This window comes from Afifella sp. IM 167, from assembly GCF_020144925.1.
Classification (GTDB): Bacteria; Pseudomonadota; Alphaproteobacteria; order Rhizobiales; family Afifellaceae; genus Afifella.
This window is the reverse complement of sequence record NZ_NSLC01000003.1, coordinates 350712-365932: the sequence shown is the minus strand read 5'-3', so window position 1 is coordinate 365932 and position 15221 is coordinate 350712. Positions and strand designations below refer to the sequence as shown.

General features: G+C 64.5%; 17 protein-coding genes and 1 tRNA gene. 10 read left to right on the top strand and 8 right to left on the bottom strand.

The features are described from left to right. From CLD20_RS06945 to CLD20_RS06930, 4 genes are all read left to right on the top strand, one after another. Positions 1-420, top strand: coding sequence for an RNA-binding S4 domain-containing protein (locus CLD20_RS06945; protein WP_224405863.1), 420 nt, complete (start codon positions 1-3; stop codon positions 418-420). A gap of 118 nt (positions 421-538) precedes the next feature. Further along, positions 539-877 carry a ferredoxin FdxA gene (gene fdxA, locus CLD20_RS06940; RefSeq protein ID WP_224405862.1) on the top strand — a complete coding sequence of 113 codons (339 nt, stop codon included), beginning with the start codon at positions 539-541 and terminating at the stop codon, positions 875-877. Between the two features lie 309 nt (positions 878-1186). Further along, entirely contained in the window at positions 1187-1750 is a 564-nt protein-coding gene (locus CLD20_RS06935; RefSeq protein WP_224405861.1) for a CarD family transcriptional regulator, read from the top strand. Positions 1751-1932: 182 nt separating this feature from the next. Further along, positions 1933-2793, top strand: coding sequence for an RNA polymerase factor sigma-32 (locus CLD20_RS06930; protein ID WP_224405860.1), 861 nt, complete (start codon positions 1933-1935; stop codon positions 2791-2793). 374 nt (positions 2794-3167) lie between these two features. Here the strand turns inward: CLD20_RS06930 and CLD20_RS06925 are convergent, their stop codons facing one another. From CLD20_RS06925 to CLD20_RS06910, 4 genes are all read right to left on the bottom strand, one after another. Then, positions 3168-4211 carry a methylenetetrahydrofolate reductase gene (locus tag CLD20_RS06925; protein WP_224405859.1) on the bottom strand — a complete coding sequence of 348 codons (1044 nt, stop codon included), beginning with the start codon at positions 4209-4211 and terminating at the stop codon, positions 3168-3170. Further along, positions 4208-4792 carry a methylenetetrahydrofolate reductase C-terminal domain-containing protein gene (locus CLD20_RS06920; RefSeq protein ID WP_370636829.1) on the bottom strand — a complete coding sequence of 195 codons (585 nt, stop codon included), beginning with the start codon at positions 4790-4792 and terminating at the stop codon, positions 4208-4210. Before CLD20_RS06920 ends, CLD20_RS06925 begins: the two co-directional genes overlap by 4 nt. Before the next feature lie 158 nt (positions 4793-4950). Further along, positions 4951-5484 carry a MarR family winged helix-turn-helix transcriptional regulator gene (locus CLD20_RS06915; RefSeq protein ID WP_224405858.1) on the bottom strand — a complete coding sequence of 178 codons (534 nt, stop codon included), beginning with the start codon at positions 5482-5484 and terminating at the stop codon, positions 4951-4953. 84 nt (positions 5485-5568) lie between these two features. Then, positions 5569-6579 carry an aldo/keto reductase gene (locus tag CLD20_RS06910; protein WP_224405857.1) on the bottom strand — a complete coding sequence of 337 codons (1011 nt, stop codon included), beginning with the start codon at positions 6577-6579 and terminating at the stop codon, positions 5569-5571. A gap of 628 nt (positions 6580-7207) precedes the next feature. On the opposite strand from CLD20_RS06910, the gene CLD20_RS06905 reads away from it, so the two are divergent. Together CLD20_RS06905 and CLD20_RS06900 are read left to right on the top strand one after the other, a co-directional pair. Beyond that, positions 7208-7666, top strand: coding sequence for a MarR family winged helix-turn-helix transcriptional regulator (locus CLD20_RS06905; protein ID WP_224405856.1), 459 nt, complete (start codon positions 7208-7210; stop codon positions 7664-7666). Then, a complete protein-coding gene (locus CLD20_RS06900) occupies positions 7663-8478 on the top strand; it encodes an NAD(P)-dependent oxidoreductase (protein WP_224405855.1) in 816 nt (271 codons plus the stop codon). Before CLD20_RS06905 ends, CLD20_RS06900 begins: the two co-directional genes overlap by 4 nt. Positions 8479-8606: 128 nt before the next feature. Here CLD20_RS06900 and CLD20_RS06895 read toward each other — a convergent pair whose 3' ends face one another. Further along, the gene (locus CLD20_RS06895; protein WP_224405854.1) at positions 8607-9191 is read right to left on the bottom strand and encodes a TetR/AcrR family transcriptional regulator; all 585 of its coding nucleotides are present in this window, start codon (positions 9189-9191) and stop codon (positions 8607-8609) included. A gap of 78 nt (positions 9192-9269) precedes the next feature. Between CLD20_RS06895 and CLD20_RS06890 the strand changes: the two genes are divergently transcribed. Next, entirely contained in the window at positions 9270-10301 is a 1032-nt protein-coding gene (locus tag CLD20_RS06890) for an aldehyde reductase (protein ID WP_224405853.1), read from the top strand. Between the two features lie 220 nt (positions 10302-10521). On the opposite strand, the gene CLD20_RS06885 is transcribed toward CLD20_RS06890, so the two are convergent. Then, a tRNA-Arg gene (locus tag CLD20_RS06885) sits at positions 10522-10598 on the bottom strand. Between the two features lie 600 nt (positions 10599-11198). Here CLD20_RS06885 and CLD20_RS06880 point away from each other — a divergent pair. Further along, positions 11199-11915: a hypothetical protein gene (locus CLD20_RS06880; RefSeq protein WP_224405852.1), complete on the top strand. Its 717-nt coding sequence runs from the start codon at positions 11199-11201 to the stop codon at positions 11913-11915. A gap of 76 nt (positions 11916-11991) precedes the next feature. On the opposite strand, the gene CLD20_RS06875 is transcribed toward CLD20_RS06880, so the two are convergent. Further along, positions 11992-12261 (bottom strand): type I restriction-modification enzyme R subunit C-terminal domain-containing protein, encoded by a 270-nt coding sequence (locus CLD20_RS06875; RefSeq protein WP_370636826.1) that lies wholly within the window; start codon positions 12259-12261, stop codon positions 11992-11994. 281 nt (positions 12262-12542) lie between these two features. Here CLD20_RS06875 and CLD20_RS06870 point away from each other — a divergent pair, with 281 nt between their 5' ends. Both CLD20_RS06870 and CLD20_RS06865 read left to right on the top strand, forming a co-directional pair. Beyond that, on the top strand, positions 12543-13163 hold the full coding sequence (locus CLD20_RS06870; protein WP_224405850.1) for a class I SAM-dependent methyltransferase: 621 nt from the start codon (positions 12543-12545) through the stop codon (positions 13161-13163). Positions 13164-13371: 208 nt separating this feature from the next. Next, positions 13372-13722 (top strand): carboxymuconolactone decarboxylase family protein, encoded by a 351-nt coding sequence (locus CLD20_RS06865; RefSeq protein ID WP_224405849.1) that lies wholly within the window; start codon positions 13372-13374, stop codon positions 13720-13722. Positions 13723-13750: 28 nt separating this feature from the next. On the opposite strand, the gene CLD20_RS06860 is transcribed toward CLD20_RS06865, so the two are convergent. Beyond that, on the bottom strand, positions 13751-15163 hold the full coding sequence (locus CLD20_RS06860) for a mechanosensitive ion channel domain-containing protein (RefSeq protein ID WP_224405848.1): 1413 nt from the start codon (positions 15161-15163) through the stop codon (positions 13751-13753). Positions 15164-15221: the final 58 nt, after the last annotated feature.

Below are 15221 nucleotides of genomic sequence, written 5' to 3'. Positions count from 1 at the left end.
ATGGCGACGGAGCCGGACGGGCCAGCCGCCTCGCAGCGGCTCGACCGCTGGCTCTGGCATGCGCGCTTCGCCCGTACCCGCTCTGCCGCGCAGAAGCTGGTCACGGACGGTCACGTGCGCCTCAATCGCGACAAGGTCACCCAGCCGAGCCGCCTGGTGCGGGTCGGAGACGTTCTGACGCTCGCCCTCTCCCGGCAGGTGAAGGTGGCGGAAGTCAAAGCCATCGCGTCAAAGCGGGGCAGCTATGCGATCGCGCAGACCCTCTATGACGACCTCTCCGAACCCGTCGCGAGCGGAAAGGAAAAGGGCGCAGAAGGGTTCGCCGCGGGCTCTGGCGCCCCTGCCAAACGCCCCGACCCGCGCGATCGTCGCAAGATCATCGCCATGAAGCGGCAGGCGCCGCGCGAGGATGACAGGTGAAGCGGAATCCGCTCCAAACTGAGCACCTTGGCGGAAATCGAAGGCGCGGCTTTGCCGCCCTTGCGCAGCCCGAAAAAAGCCATTAGGCCGCCAACGCAAGGCCTGACGGGAGCTGAGTATGACCTACGTCGTGACCGACAACTGCATCCGATGCAAATTCACCGATTGCGTCGAGGTGTGCCCGGTCGACTGTTTTTATGAAGGCGAGAACATGCTCGTCATCCATCCGGACGAGTGCATCGATTGCGGCGTATGCGAACCTGAATGCCCCGTCGACGCAATTCGTCCCGACACCGAGCCCGGTCTTGAGAAGTGGCTGACGGTGAACGCCGAATACGCCGAGAAATGGCCGAACATCACGATCAAGCGCGAGCCGCCGTCCGACGCCAAGGAGCATGAGGGCGAGGCCGACAAGTACGAGAAGTACTTCTCTCCGGAGCCCGGCGAAGGCGACTGATTCACCGGGCAAAAGCCTGATCTTTCTGGACTTTCCACCCTGCCGCGGCACCGACGGTCGCCGCGACGGGGCTTTGGCGCTTGTAACAAATCCTTGATTTTGGGCGCATTTTGCGCTATCTGTCGCGGATCGGACTTTGCTCGTGTTCCGATCTAATTCCGGCTTGGAACGACGGTGACGTATTTTCTCGCTGCGCCCGGCAGCGGGGTGGCCGTTTTATCAGAAAGGTCCTTCCGTGCAGCATCACGCCCTCGGCACTGCAGCGCCCGTGGCGATACTGCGCTTTTCGAACCCAGGAGTCGCACGCGTATGACAACGAAGAAGACGGTGAAGCGCCAGGGCTTTCGTACCAACGAGAGCATCGTTTACCCGGCCCATGGCGTCGGCCGCATTGTGGATGTGGAGACGCAGGAAGTCGCCGGCATGAAGCTGGAACTCTTCGTCATCGACTTCGACAAGGACAAGATGACCCTGCGCGTCCCCGTCGCCAAGGCCGGCTCCGTCGGAATGCGCAAGCTGGCGGACGAGACGACCGTCGCCAAGGCCCTTGAGACCGTGCGGGGCCGCGCCCGCGTGAAGCGCACGATGTGGAGCCGCCGCGCCCAGGAATACGAAGCGAAGATCAATTCCGGCGATCTGATCGCCATTTCCGAGGTGGTCCGCGACCTGTATCGCTCCGAGGCGCAGCCTGAGCCTTCCTATTCCGAGCGTCAGCTCTACGAGGCCGCAATCGACCGCATGGCCCGCGAAGTGGCCGCGGTGGAGAAGACCTCCGAGACCGAGGCCCAGCGCAAGGTCGAAAAGCTGATCGAGGCGAGCCCGAAGCGCAAGCGCGCGCAGGAGGAAGAAGAATCCCGCGAGGAGGCGGCCTGATTCCTCTCAGGCATGCGGCCGCCGGCAGCGGCGGCCCCGCTTTTTTGTGAACGCTTTCGTGAACACGGGAACCCGACCGCAAGGTCGGGTTTTTGTTTATGGGATGCTAGCTTCTGTTTAGAGGAGTTATAAGCTAGGCGGAGATTCACCCCCGGGGGAGCGGCAAAGGCGGGAAGGTCGGCATGAACGATTCCAGCAACTCACGACGCCAGATAGTCCGGGCGGCCATGAAGGCGCCCTATCTCGAACGCGACGAGGAACGCAACCTCGCAGTCGCGTGGAAAGAAAAGCAGGACCAGCAGGCCCTGCACCGCCTCACTTCGGCGCATATGCGCCTCGTCATCTCGATCGCCTCGCGTTTCCGCCATTTCGGCCTTTCCATGAACGACCTCATCCAGGAGGGCCATGTCGGCCTGCTGGAGGCGGCGGCACGCTTCGAGCCGGAACGGGAGGTGCGCTTTTCCACCTACGCCACGTGGTGGATCCGGGCCTCGATCCAGGATCACATCCTGCGCAACTGGTCGATCGTGCGCGGCGGCACTTCCTCGGCGCAGAAATCTCTCTTCTTCAACCTGCGACGCCTGAGGGCCCGGCTTTCGCGCGGCGCCGAGACGCTCGACGCGCCCGAACTCTACGACCAGATCGCCAAGGCGATCGGCGTGTCCAAGAACGACGTCGCGCTGATGGATTCCCGGCTTTCGGGTCCTGACACCTCGCTCAACGCCCCGATAATCGAATCGGACGGATCGAGCGCGGACCGGCAGGACTTCATCGCCTCGGACGTACCGCTCCAGGACGAGACAGTCGGCAACCACATCGATGGCGAACGCTGGTCGGGCTGGCTCTACTCGGCTCTGTCCGTCCTCAACGAGCGGGAGCTGAAGATCGTCAAGCGCCGGCGGCTGGCCGATGATGGGGCGACCCTGGAGGCCCTCGGCCAGGAACTCGGCATCTCCAAGGAGCGCGTTCGCCAGATCGAAAGCCGCGCGCTCGAAAAGCTCCGCATCGTTCTGACCGAGGACAACCGGCTGACCCTCGGCTAGCCCTCTTCGTCTTTCCCCGACCAGCCCCTTTTCGCGCAGGACCCGCCGACGGGCGGGCCCGGCGATAACGACAATTCCGCGCCCGACAGCCTTGCTTCATTAACGGTGTTCAACATTGCGTGGCGTTGTGTGAGCAAACACACACAGGGCCAAAGCAAAAACACCTATTAGGGAGAGGCGGAGACGATCTCCGCTGCGACTAGCTCGCAAGGTCTTGGAACGCCCGGTGTCACGGCAGCCGCACAACTGCCGCGGACCCTGCCTGAAACCCCACGCCCACAACCGGGTCCCCGGCACCGGGCGCTTCCAGACCGGCGAAAGGCCGCTGCTCCCTCAGCGGCCTCTTCGCTTTGGGATCGTTCTGGCGCCCGCAACTAGCCTTCCATGCGCGGCTCGCCCGCCGGCCTCCCCTGCCCCTGGACCCGGCTTCGCCGCGCCACCGGGCGCCTTCCCGCCAGCACGCCCGATTCCAGAATGATTTCCGATACCTGGTGCTCGCGGCGATAGGCCATGACATGCACCCCCGCGACGCCCTGGATCTCGCGGATTTGCTGGATAAGCTCGATGCAGATCCGCTTGCCTTCCTCGCCGGGCTTCTCCGCCTTTTCCATCCGCTCGATCACATGCTCGGGGATATGGATTCCCGGCACATTGGAGCGCATCCACCTGGCCGCGCGCGGCGAGGCGAGCGGACCCACGCCGGCGAGAATGAAGACCTTCTTGTCGAGGCCGAGATCGCGCACCCGGGCCATGAACGCCTCGAAGACCGGCATGTCGAAGATGTAGTTGGTCTGGATGTATTCCGCGCCGGCCTCGATCTTCTTCGCGAGCCGCTCCGGCCGCCATTCGACGGGCGTCACGCACGGATTTTCGGCCGCGCCGAGAAAGAGGGGCGGTGGGCGGCTGATCTTCCGTCCCGAAAGGAAGGCGCCCTCGTCGCGCATCGTCTTCAGCGCCCGCAGGAGCGAGATGGAATCGAGGTCAAAGACCGGCTTGGCGCCCGGCTGATCGCCGACGCCGACGCCGTCGCCGGTCAGGCAGAGCACGTTCCGCACGCCCATTGCCGCCGCCCCGAGCACATCTCCCTGGATGGCGATCCGGTTCCGGTCGCGGCAGGAGATCTGGTAGATCGTGCCGTAGCCGGCGCGCGTCAGCAGCGAGCAGATGCCGATCGAGGACATGTGGCAATTGGCGCCGGACGCGTCCGTGGCGTTGATGGCGTCGACCACCTCGGCGAGCGGCCTTGCCGCCTCGAAGACATCCTCCGGATCGGCCGAATCTGGCGGATTGAGCTCGGCGGTGACGGCAAAGCGCCCCTGTCGCAAGACCCTCTCCAGCCGGCTGCCGGACGAATAGCCCTCCGGCGGCGGCGCCCATTCGTTGAGGCCGGGCGAAAAGTCCTTCGGATCGACGCTCAACGCTGCGCCTCCCGGTTGACCGCGCTCTGCGGTTCCTCGGCGAGCGGCGCGCTGGCCGGCTCGTTCCGCCGCGCCCCGGCGAAGGCCTTGGCCACGATCCGCCGTGCCCGGCTCTTCGTTTCGGAATGCCCCCGCTCGGCCGCCTTCTCGCGCGCCACGCGCAGCCATGAAGAAGAGCCTTTGAGAGAGCGGTCGACCGGCGGCAGCACTTCGTGGATCCAGGCGCCGTTCCTCATCCGCTGCGCCCCTTCCCAGGCGTCGCACCAGACGCAGCGCATCCACGGCTTCACCTCGCAATAGCCGCCCGGCCGAACCCCGCCGCAGGGGCCGTTGCGAAGCTGCTTCGGGCAGTTCATCGGGCAGGACATCCCGGTGGAGGAAAGCACGCACTGGCCGCACATCTCGCAGTCGAAGAGCAGCGTCTTCACGCTTCGCTCCACCAGCGCCACCGGTCTTTCCACACGCGCATAGCCGAGGCGCGAGAAGACCGGATCGAGGCCCACCATGGCGCCCTCGACCCATTTGTAGACCCGTTCGAGGCCGCGCGCATGGCGCACCGACCAGAGACGAAGGCGGTACATCGAAAACACTCCACGGGTTTCGCGCCGCCGGCTGGTCGCGGCCGCACAGCCCGTCCGTCTTGGCCGGGCCGCATCGTGCGATTTCAGCAGAAGCGGCTTTCGCCCCCTACGCCGTTCGCGTCACGAAGGTCTTCCAAATGCGCCGTGTGGAGGGCGCCTCACTCGCGTGTCGGCCGGCGCCGGCGCCCCGCGGTTGCCGCTTGCCCGGAAAGGCTCGCTTCCAGCCGGCCGACGAGCGACATGAGCTCGCGCCTTTGCCCGTCGTCCAGAGCCTCGAACAGGCTTTCCTCCCGTTCGCGCGCCACCGGCACGATCTCGTCGTGCAGGCTGAGGCCCTCTCCGGTGAGCGCGACGCTCTGGCGATGCACCTCCCCGGAATTGGAGCGTACCTCGATCAGGCCCCGCCGGCGCATGCCATGCACGGAGCGACTGACGGCCCCCTTGTCGAGACCGGTCGCTTCTGCGATCTCGCGCGGCGAGATCCATGGCCGATTGCCGAGCAGCGCCATGATGCGCAGATCCGTGACCCCGATGCCGAAACGCGGCCGGTAATAGGCGGACGCAATGCTAGCGATCTTGTTGCCGAGATTGATCAGATGCACCGGGGCGTAATGGTGCAGATCGAGCGCCGTTTTCGAGCGCCGGTCGGAAAAACCATCGGGATCGTCCTCGGCCTCAGGCCCATCGGCCATATCACCTCTCCGTCTTCGCCAACGTTCCGGATCATGTCGTTCTTTTGTCAGACAATTCAGAACTGAGGCGAAATGACGGCCGATTCATGAGCTCCCGGGCTGATTGGCAAACGCTTCGCTATCGACCTCGCGGAGCATCTCCAGAGCGTAGCGCTCGCCGGCGACGGTATCCTCGTTGATCAGCCGGTCGAGGCGCAAAAAAGTGCCGGGCGGCACATCGAGATCGACCGCTGCCCGGTTCTCTTCCAGGTGGGCGAGGCTGCTCGTTCCCGGTATGGGTACGATGTCGTCGCCCTTGCCGAGAAGCCAGGCGAGCGCGAGCTGCCCCATCGTGCACCCGGCAGCCTCGGCGATCTCACGCAATCCATCGATGAGGGCCAGGTTGGAATAGAAGTGAATGGCCTGGAACCGGGGCATGGAGCGGCGCAAATCTCCGTCCGCAAGCGCGTCCGGATTGCTGAGCGCCCCGGTCAGGAAGCCCCTGCCGAGGGGGGCGAAGGCGACGAACGTAATATCGAGCTGCCGGCACGCGGCGAGCATGGCGATCTCGGGATTGCGCGTCCACAGCGAGTATTCGCTCTGCACGGCGCTGACGGGATGCACGGCATGCGCCCGCAGGAGCGTCGCGGCAGACACCTCGCAAAGACCGATCGTCTTGATCTTTCCTGCGGTGACGAGCTCGGCAAGGGCGCCCATCGAATCCTCGATCGGCACGTTCTTGTCCCAGCGGTGCAGGTAGCAGAGGTCGATGACGTCGGTCCGCAGGCGCTTGAGGCTCGCCTCGCAATCCGCCTTGAGGCTCTTCGGTCTTCCGTCAATCATGCGCCGGCCTGCCCGGTCACGCCGGACCCCGCATTTGGTCGCCAGCACGAACTCGTCGCGCCGCGGGCCGAGCACTTCGCCGATCAGGCTCTCGTTGTCGCCGAATCCGTAGATCCCCGCTGTGTCGAGCAGCGCATAGCCGATCTCCAGTGCCCGGTTGAGGAGCGCGGCCGCGTCCCGCCGGTCGACGCCGGCGCCGTAAGCGTGGGAGAGCCCCATGCAACCGAGGCCGATGGCCGAGACCGTGAACGGACCGAGCTTTCTTTGCTGCATTGAGCGGTTCTTCCAAGATGAGGCCGACACATCTGGCCACCGGATCGAGGGCGCCATCGGAAACGCGCGGACGGGAGGCGATCCGAAATGCACTGACTGGAGCGAAGCGGCCGGCCGGGCATCGGCACATGACGAATACCGCCGCCAGCATATTGCAAGTCCTCACACCAGCGCAACGCCGTGAAGATTGAGACTATACAGTTGCCGTAAGGATATGAGACCCAAAATCGTCAGACAATTCGCCAATATGTGGCGTTTCGACATAATATTTAAGCCATTCTCGATACGAACTCGTCTCAAAAAACGAGTCAGACCTTCCAGAACGACTGGCATTCAGGACAGGGGCTGCCAGCTTTTGCGCGTTCTCGTCCACGCGGCGAACGCGTCATGAGACAACACGCCGCGCATGCTCCCCAGCCGGGGGCCGGGCAGTGAACTCCGCGGCATCCTCTTCCGCGAGGTGACGACGGAGAGCGATCATGACCGTCACGCCCTGTTTTCCCCGCAGCGGTCTGATGGCGATCGGCGCCAGCGACATATGGTGAGGCGGTCTCTCTCCGACGGAACGTGGCAGCCGGTTCGCGACGGCGTCCTTGACATATTGTTTGCTATCTAACAAGGTTGTCAGATGGCTAACAACTTCGATGAGGATGGCGTCGGCTCGCTCAGCGTTTGGGCGAAGCGCTGCTACCTCGCCGGGCGCGCTCTGATGGAAGATGCGCTGCGGCCGCATGGCCTTGGCACGACCCAATATTATGTGCTGCATCGCCTGGCGACGGCCGGCCCGACGATGCAGCGCGACTTTGCCCGGCTGCTTCAGGTCGAGCGCGCGACGATGAGCATCGTCATCGCCGCGCTCGTCAAGAAGGGTCTGGTCGAGCAGATTCCCGATGCGGTCGATCAGCGCCAGAAGCTGCTTCGCCTGACCGCTGCAGGCGCCATTCTGTGGAAGGAACTCCCTGACCTCGGTTTCATCCGAGATGCGGCGTTCGGCGGCCTTTCCGAAACCGACATTCAAACCGCGGCGCGGGTGCTGAGAACCGCCACCGAACGCCTGCAACGGCGCCTGAAGGGGGACATGCCATGACGATCCTAGTCACCGGAGCAACCGGATTGGTCGGTGAGCGCCTGATTCCCCGTCTTACGGAAGCCGGAGAAGACTGCCGCGCTCTCATGCGTACGGGCAAGCAGGGCCCTGCGCACGCAACGGCCGTGCAAGGAGACCTGTTCGATCCCGCATCACTGGCGGACGCCGTCGCCGGCGTGGCGGCGATCATTCATCTCGCGGCGGTGTTTCGCACGTCCGATGCCGACCTGATCTGGAAAACCAATCTGGAGGGCACGCGCAGCCTCATCGCGGCGGCGAAGGCTCACGCGCCGGATGCCCGGTTCATCATGGCAAGCACCTCCAACGTTTACGACAGGCGCTCTGCGCGCCCGGCGCGGGAGAGCGACAGCGTCGGGCCGGAAGAGGCCTATCCCGCCAGCAAGGTCGCAGCCGAGAAGCTGTTGCGCGACAGCGGGTTGAACTGGGCGATCCTTCGCTTTCCGTTCGTTTACGGGGACGGGGACGGCCATCTGGAGATGCTGCCAAGCCACCTCGGCACCTTCGGCTTTCACCCGGCCAACAGGGTGAGCACAATACACCATCGCGACATTGCCACGGCAATGAAGCTGGCGCTGGCCGGGGCGTTCGACGCCCGGATCGTCAATATATCCGACGAAGCACCCACGACGATCTACGAACTCGTCGGGCTCGTTGGCGCGGAGATGGATCCATCGGCCGAAGCCATGGAGAACCCCTGGCACCTTCATGTCGACGCTTCGCTCGCGCGCAGACTTGGCTTCCGGCCGGTCGTGGCGACCGTTTATCAGGCGGCGCGGGAAGGGGCGCTTTAGGCAACGAGGACCCGCGAGAGGCGCGGGTAATCTCGGAGCCCATCCGGCCCAAGCGTATGCCAGCCGGAACTGGGCGGCATTTAAAGCACCCGCGCCACCCGCGGGCGCCGCGCGCAGTCCACGTCCGATCAACTTTCCTTCACCAGGCGCTCGAACAACGGGGTGAGCAGGTCCTCCAGAACCCTTGGATCGGAATCGGCCAAGGCGCCGAGACCGATCGCCTGCCGCATCATCTGAAATCCGGCGACAAGGGAAAGGATCAGCGCGGCCCGCTGCTCGACGTTCTCGCCTTCCAGCAGGGCCGCAACGGTCTTCTGAGGGGCGCTCTCAATGACCTTGCGGCCGATCTGTGCGGCGCGGACGCTCGATGCCGAGTTCAACAAAATCAGAAAGCCGTCGAGCGGTTTGGCTCCGGGCGCGGTAAGCTGAACGAGCGCCTCCGCTATGGCTGCGCCTGGATGCTCGCCCTTCAATACGCTTTGCGTGGCAATGATGGGTGCGGAATTGGCGGCCGCTATGGCCTCGGCAAAGAGCCGTTCCTTGTCGCCAAAATAGCGGCGCACCAGCATGGCGGTTACGCCGGCTCCGGCGGCAATCTCGCGCAGGCCGGCCCCATCATATCCCGAACGGGCGAAGACCTCGCGCGCCGAGGCCAGGATTGCCGCTCGCGTGGCGGTGGCATCGCGTTTTCGTGGTCGGGTCTCGCCTGTCATCCTATAACTCTACGGCTGTAGACTTTCCTGCTTAGCTTGAGTATACGCCTGTAGACTTTTATCGCAACGGAGCGCGAAATGACCCGGTCGGTATTGGTAACAGGCGGGACCGGCTTCATAGCCCAGTACTGCATCCTGGCGCTGCTGGAGGCCGGCTATCGCGTACGGACCACCGTGCGTTCGCTGGGGCGGGAAGCGGAAGTGCGTGACCATCTCAGGTTGGGCGGCGCGGAGCCGGGCGATCGGCTGACGTTCGTCGTCGCCGATCTCACCGCCGACGCGGGCTGGGCGGAAGCGACCGCCGGATGCGCCTATGTGATGCACGGGGCTTCGCCGACGCCGACGGGCGATCAGACGACCGAAGACGAGTGGATCAGGCCGGCGGTGGACGGAAATCTGCGGGTGCTTCGCGCGGCACGGGATACCGGCGTCAAACGCGTGGTGCTGACCTCGGCCTTCGGCGCGATCTGCGCCGGGCACGGGCCGATGAATCGACCCTTCAACGAGACAGACTGGAGCGACCTGACAGCCACGAATGTCTGGCCCTATCAGAAATCCAAGACATTGTCGGAGCGGGCCGCATGGGACTTCATTGCCCGTGAAGGACAGGGCCTGGAGCTGTCCGTCGTCAATCCGGTCGCGGTGCTGGGGCCGGTACTCGGCGCCGACTATTCGCACTCCATCCGCCTGATCAGGAACATCATGGATGGACAGCCGGGAAACCCGAAGATCAATTCCGGCTTTGTCGACGTGCGGGATGTGGCTGACCTGCATATGCGCGCCATGACCCAGGAGGCCGCCAAGGGTGAACGCTTTCTCGCGATCGCCGGTGAAAGCATGTGGCTGGCCGACGTGGCAAAGGTGCTGAAGCAAAGTATGGGACCGGCTGCCGACAAGGTATCCACCCGCGTCCTGCCCGATGCGGAGGTGCGCCGGGGCGCGCTCAAGGACCCGGCGTTGCGAGGAGCGGTGCCCCTGTTGGGCCTCAATCTGAACGGAACCAGCGAAAAGGCCATGCGCTTGCTTGGCTGGACGCCGCGCCCACGCGAAGAGGCCATCGTCGCCACCGCTGAAAGCCTGATCCGGTCGGGGTTGCTGGCCGGCAGTTGAGGCCCCCGCGCCTGATCGCTCGCCGTAAGGACGAGACGACCACCATCCCGAACCCGCCAGCGTTAGTTACGGTTCTAGGATCGTCCAGAGGAAAGGCTTTCGCCAGGATCAAGCTCAGATCAAACCGACCTGACCGAACCAACGCGAGCAACGGCACATTGCCCAACGTGCCGGCGTTGGAGAGGCAAGGCAAGCTCAGTTCGAATCTCGTCCTATGAAATGGCGCACCCGACAGGATTCGAACCTGTGACCTCTGCCTTCGGAGGGCAGCGCTCTATCCAGCTGAGCTACGGGTGCCGCGCTCCGCCCATGTAGCGGATGAGAGAGGCTGCTGCAACGTCGCAGCAGGACCGTGCCTGCATGGGAAGAAGCGATGCTGCACGAAAGCTCCATCGGCGTGTGCCACAGGTTCGAATCCGCCAGGTGCACCGCAAATGTGTCGCCGGGCGACAACGTGCGCGCGCCGATACATACTCTCTCGGGGAAGAAAGGGAGAGACCAGCATGCCTTCACCCGGCGAGTTTCGTGACGAGCTCTCCGCGCAAGTCAAACGCGCGACCGAGCAGGGGCGGCCTCATATGGAGGTGAATGCAGGGGAGCTTCACCGGAAGATCGGGGGCTATCCCCCAGAATCGGGAAAGCAGCACAGCATGCCTAGCTGTTGCAACGTCATGCGCGAGGAGTTTCGCAAGGGGAACGCAGAGATCGTGTTTGAGACCGATAGCGGCCAATCTGCCTCATTCACCGTGCGTTATATGCTCCCACGCTGAAGCAACGCTGGCTATTGCTTCCGTCACGGCAGAGCGCTGTCCGCATTCCGCGTGCGGAAGCAGCCACTTCAGCTTGAGGCGGAGCAATGCTAGCAAGAAAGCAACCAAAATTGCTCGGGAGGGGCGATTGAGTACGACCTTGGCCGAAGTCCTGAAAGCATTCAATCGAAAAGAGCGCTACTGGCTCCTTCGCGATGCGCTCGGGAGTGCTGGCGCGGAAGTTCCGCTGTCTCAGGATTTCCAGGCAAAGCTGTCGGCGAAAATCGGTCGAGACGTGCCGTGTGATGCGTGGTGGGCAATGGACTACCACATCGACTGGTTCTTCGCCGCCCTCGTTTACTTCTACCTCGGCGCAGATAGAACCACGGAAGCGCCACACGAAAACCCGACTATGCATGTGACCAATGAGGGTAAGCGCAGTCGGCTGATCCGCGGTTCACAGGAAGACTTCGACATGATCGTCGCCTTCGACAACGTCGCAATCTTGATCGAGGCCAAGTTCGAAGGAGCGTGGTCGAACTCGCAGATCGACAGCAAGCGGCAACGTCTGCGGGAATTCGGACAGGCTTGGCCCAAGCTGTCGGGAAAAGAGACTGGACCGAACGCACAGGCAAGCATCTTCCTGGTGCTCACGTCGCCAAAAGAATCCAAAGGCCTTGAAGCAGGCTCCTGGCCTCGTTTCCTTCATCTCGATCAAAACGATGCTCCCTTTTTCATGCAACTGGACTTCGCGCATGCTCCCAAAACATTCCTGCAGCCCCTGCGGTGCGACAAGAACGGCGAGAGCAATGCTGACGGAGACTGGTGGCAGATCCACTCGGTCTCACGGCCTCGCACGAATTGAGGGCGTTCGTTCAATCCCGCTGCTGATGGCGCCTTGTCCCTGCTTCATCTAAAGGCGCAGTTGACACTGTTCGTTGTTACGCCACCGCGGTCGCATTAAGCTCCTTGATCACCTCAAGAAGCCGATCTGTGCGCTTTATGTCGAACACCTCCTCCGGGCCGCTCGGCGCGACGTCGGTGAAGGGGCTTTCGTAGAGAAGCTCCGGCGACATCACACTCTGCCGGGTGAGATGCTCGATCACCATGTCGATGAACTCTATCTGGTTCACGTCTGCCGTGCCCGTGGCAACAAAGTCAGAGAAGGCGGCGTTCACCGCGCCGCGATCGAGGCCGACGAGCGAGCGCACGAAGCGTGCCGAAACCGTCGCTCGTCTCTTTCGCCATTGCGACCGCGCCCGCATTCCCTATACCGGCGTCGAGGAGCATCGCCTCCAGCTCGGCAAAGTCGCTAGCCGTCAGCGGTTTGCCGTGCCGCAGCTTGTGGAGGGTGATGTGATCCTCATGCGCCCGCAGAAAGGCGCGCGGCGCGCCTTCTGCTTGAGGCGCTCCGCCGAACCCTGCCGGATTTGCCATCGCGGGCCCTGCCCCCTATTCCTCATGGCGAACGAGGCACGAAGAGGAGGGCCCGATGGCCGACAATCCACTGCTGCGCCGCGTCTATGCGCTGGGCGGCGATCTGGAAGAGACCCGCAGCGTCTATGCCGACTGGGCGAAGAGCTACGACGAGGACACGACGCAGGGCATGGGCTACGTCGCCCCGGCGATCGCCGCGGCCGCGCTCGCCGACCGCGTCGGGCCACAGGCGCACATCCTCGACGCCGGCTGCGGCACCGGCCTCGTCGGCGAGGAACTGAAGCGCCGGGGCGTCTCCAGGATCGATGGGATCGACCTTTCAGAGGGCATGCTGGACGTCGCCGCCGGCAAGGAGGTCTACAGTAGCCTTTCCGTCGCCGATATGACGCAGCCGCTCGACATCGCGCCGGACAGTTACGACGCGGCGATCAGCGTCGGGGTCTTCACCAGCGGCCATGTCGGCCCCGAGGCCATCGCCGATCTTGCACGGGTGGTGAAGCCGCAGGCACCCATCGTCCTCACGGTGCACGAGGATGTGTGGGACAAAGACGGCTATGCCGCGCATCTGCAGGCGATGGAGGCAGCCGGAACGCTGCGCATTAACGGCCTAGTCGAGGCGCCCTACCATCGCAAGGAAGGCTATAGCTGCCGGCTCTGCCTGCTGGCCGCCGCATAGGCCTTTGCGGCCGGCGCGATCTTCTGCCGGCCGCGCCGGCTTTGCCTGTCGCGGCGGCAATTGAACCCCGCCCTTTTGCCGCTGGCCCTGCCACCAAACGCCGCCCCAACCCCCTGCCATTGACCTCTGTCAACGCGCCTGCCGCCGGCCGGCCGATCATGGTCGGAGCGCACATTCGTGCGCACCGGTTGCGGAAAGGAGCGGCAGGATGGGCAAGAACTTTCCCGAGATCACCCGCGAGGTGATGGACGGCATCGAGCTTCTGCAGGAAGCCGTGCCGGGCGTGATGGCGGCCTTTGGCGCCCTCGGCGAGGCGGCATCGGAGGACAGGGCACTGTCGCCGAAGACGAAGGAGCTCATCTCGCTCGCCATCGCGGTTGCCGTGCGCTGCGATGGCTGCGTCGCCTATCACGCCAAGTCTGTGCTGGAATGCGGAGCCACCCGCGACGAAGTCGCCGAGGCGATCGGCGTCGCCATCCATATGGGCGGCGGACCTTCCGTCGTCTACGGCGGAGCTGCGCTGAAGGCCTTCGACGCCTTTGTGAAGGCTCAGGCTTAGACGCAGGCCGATAGGCGGGGGCGCAGCCTCACTCGCGCGCCAGGAGATTTTCCTCGGCTTCCGGCTCGGTGCTGGCCTCCTCCTCGCGGAGGATATCCTCGTTCGCAAGCCCGCCCTCCGCGGCGGAATGCTCGCCTTCGACCGCCACCGCCGGCGTCGGCCTCGCCTCGCGGGCGGGGGCATGCGGGCGGGTCGCCCCTGCCGTTTCCGGCCGGTCCATGCGGTAGACCGGCAGGCCCTGCGGGAAGATGACCTCGCGCGACTCGTCCGGCATCGAAATGCCGCGCATTAACAGGGCCTCCTTGATCTGCCGCATCACGGCGGAGCGCAGCTTGATCGGCGAATAGGTCTTTCCGTCGAACCAGAAATAGACCCTCAGATTGACCGTGGCCGAGCCGAGCTCGTCGACGAGGACGAGCGGCATCGGCTCCGCCTTCACCGCCGGATGCGCGGCAAGCACGCCGCTGATGATCGACTGCGCCTCGCTCGTCTGCGCGTCGTAGCCGATGCCGATGACGAAATCCGTGCGCCGGCTCGCGCTGCTGGTGAAGTTGGTGATGACGCTCTTGTAGACGGTGGCGTTGGGGATCTGCACATGGTTGCCGTCCAGCGTGAAGAGAAGCGTCATGCGCATGTTGAGATTGCGCACGATGCCAGTCTCGCCGCCGATCTTGACGAGATCGCCCATCTTGAAGGGATTGCGCACGCTCAGAAGCAGGCTCGCCAGAAAATTCTCGGCGATGTCGCGAAAGGCAAAGCCGATCACCAGCCCGACAAGGCCGGTACCGCCGAGGAGCGTCACCGCGAGCCGGGTCAGTCCGGCAAATTGCAGGACCAGATAGAGGCCGATCAGCACGACGGGGATGGCGAAAGCCCTGGCCACGATCGTCAGGAGGAGAGGCGTGGTGATGCGCTGGCCGAACGCCCAGCGGGCCGCCCCGGCCACGAGGCGTCCCGCCAGCCAGGTCACGGCCAGAACGAGGAGGGCGAGGACCAGCAGAGGCAGCGCCCTCTGGCCCTTCAGCGCGAGCAGGCGAACCTCTTCCCAGGCCGGGGTGAAGTCCCATTCGGCGGCCGGCCGCACCTCGATGCGGTTGACGACCGCGACGACGTCCTGCGTCGTCCTGGCGACCCTGCCGGCCCATTCGCGCCGCTCTTCCGTCTGGGTGACGCCGTCGAGGAAGACGATGCCTTCGCTCACCCGCACGGCCGGATCGCGGAACCATTCGCTCGCCTGGAGGATGCGGCGCAGCCGCGCCTCGATGGCGCTGTCGCCGGCGCGCGGCTCGACCAGCACCTCGCCCTGCGCCGCGCCGCTCGTCTCGGCCGCGGGGGCATCCGGGCCGATCTGCGCATGGCCCGGCGGCGCCGCAGCCGGCACCAGGAGAGCCAGAAGGAGGGCAGACAGCAACATCTTACGGATCGGGTCGAAGGCTGGCATTCTCTCCCGCAAGGCACTCTGGCAATTGGATGACACCGATTGCATCTATGGCGGGATC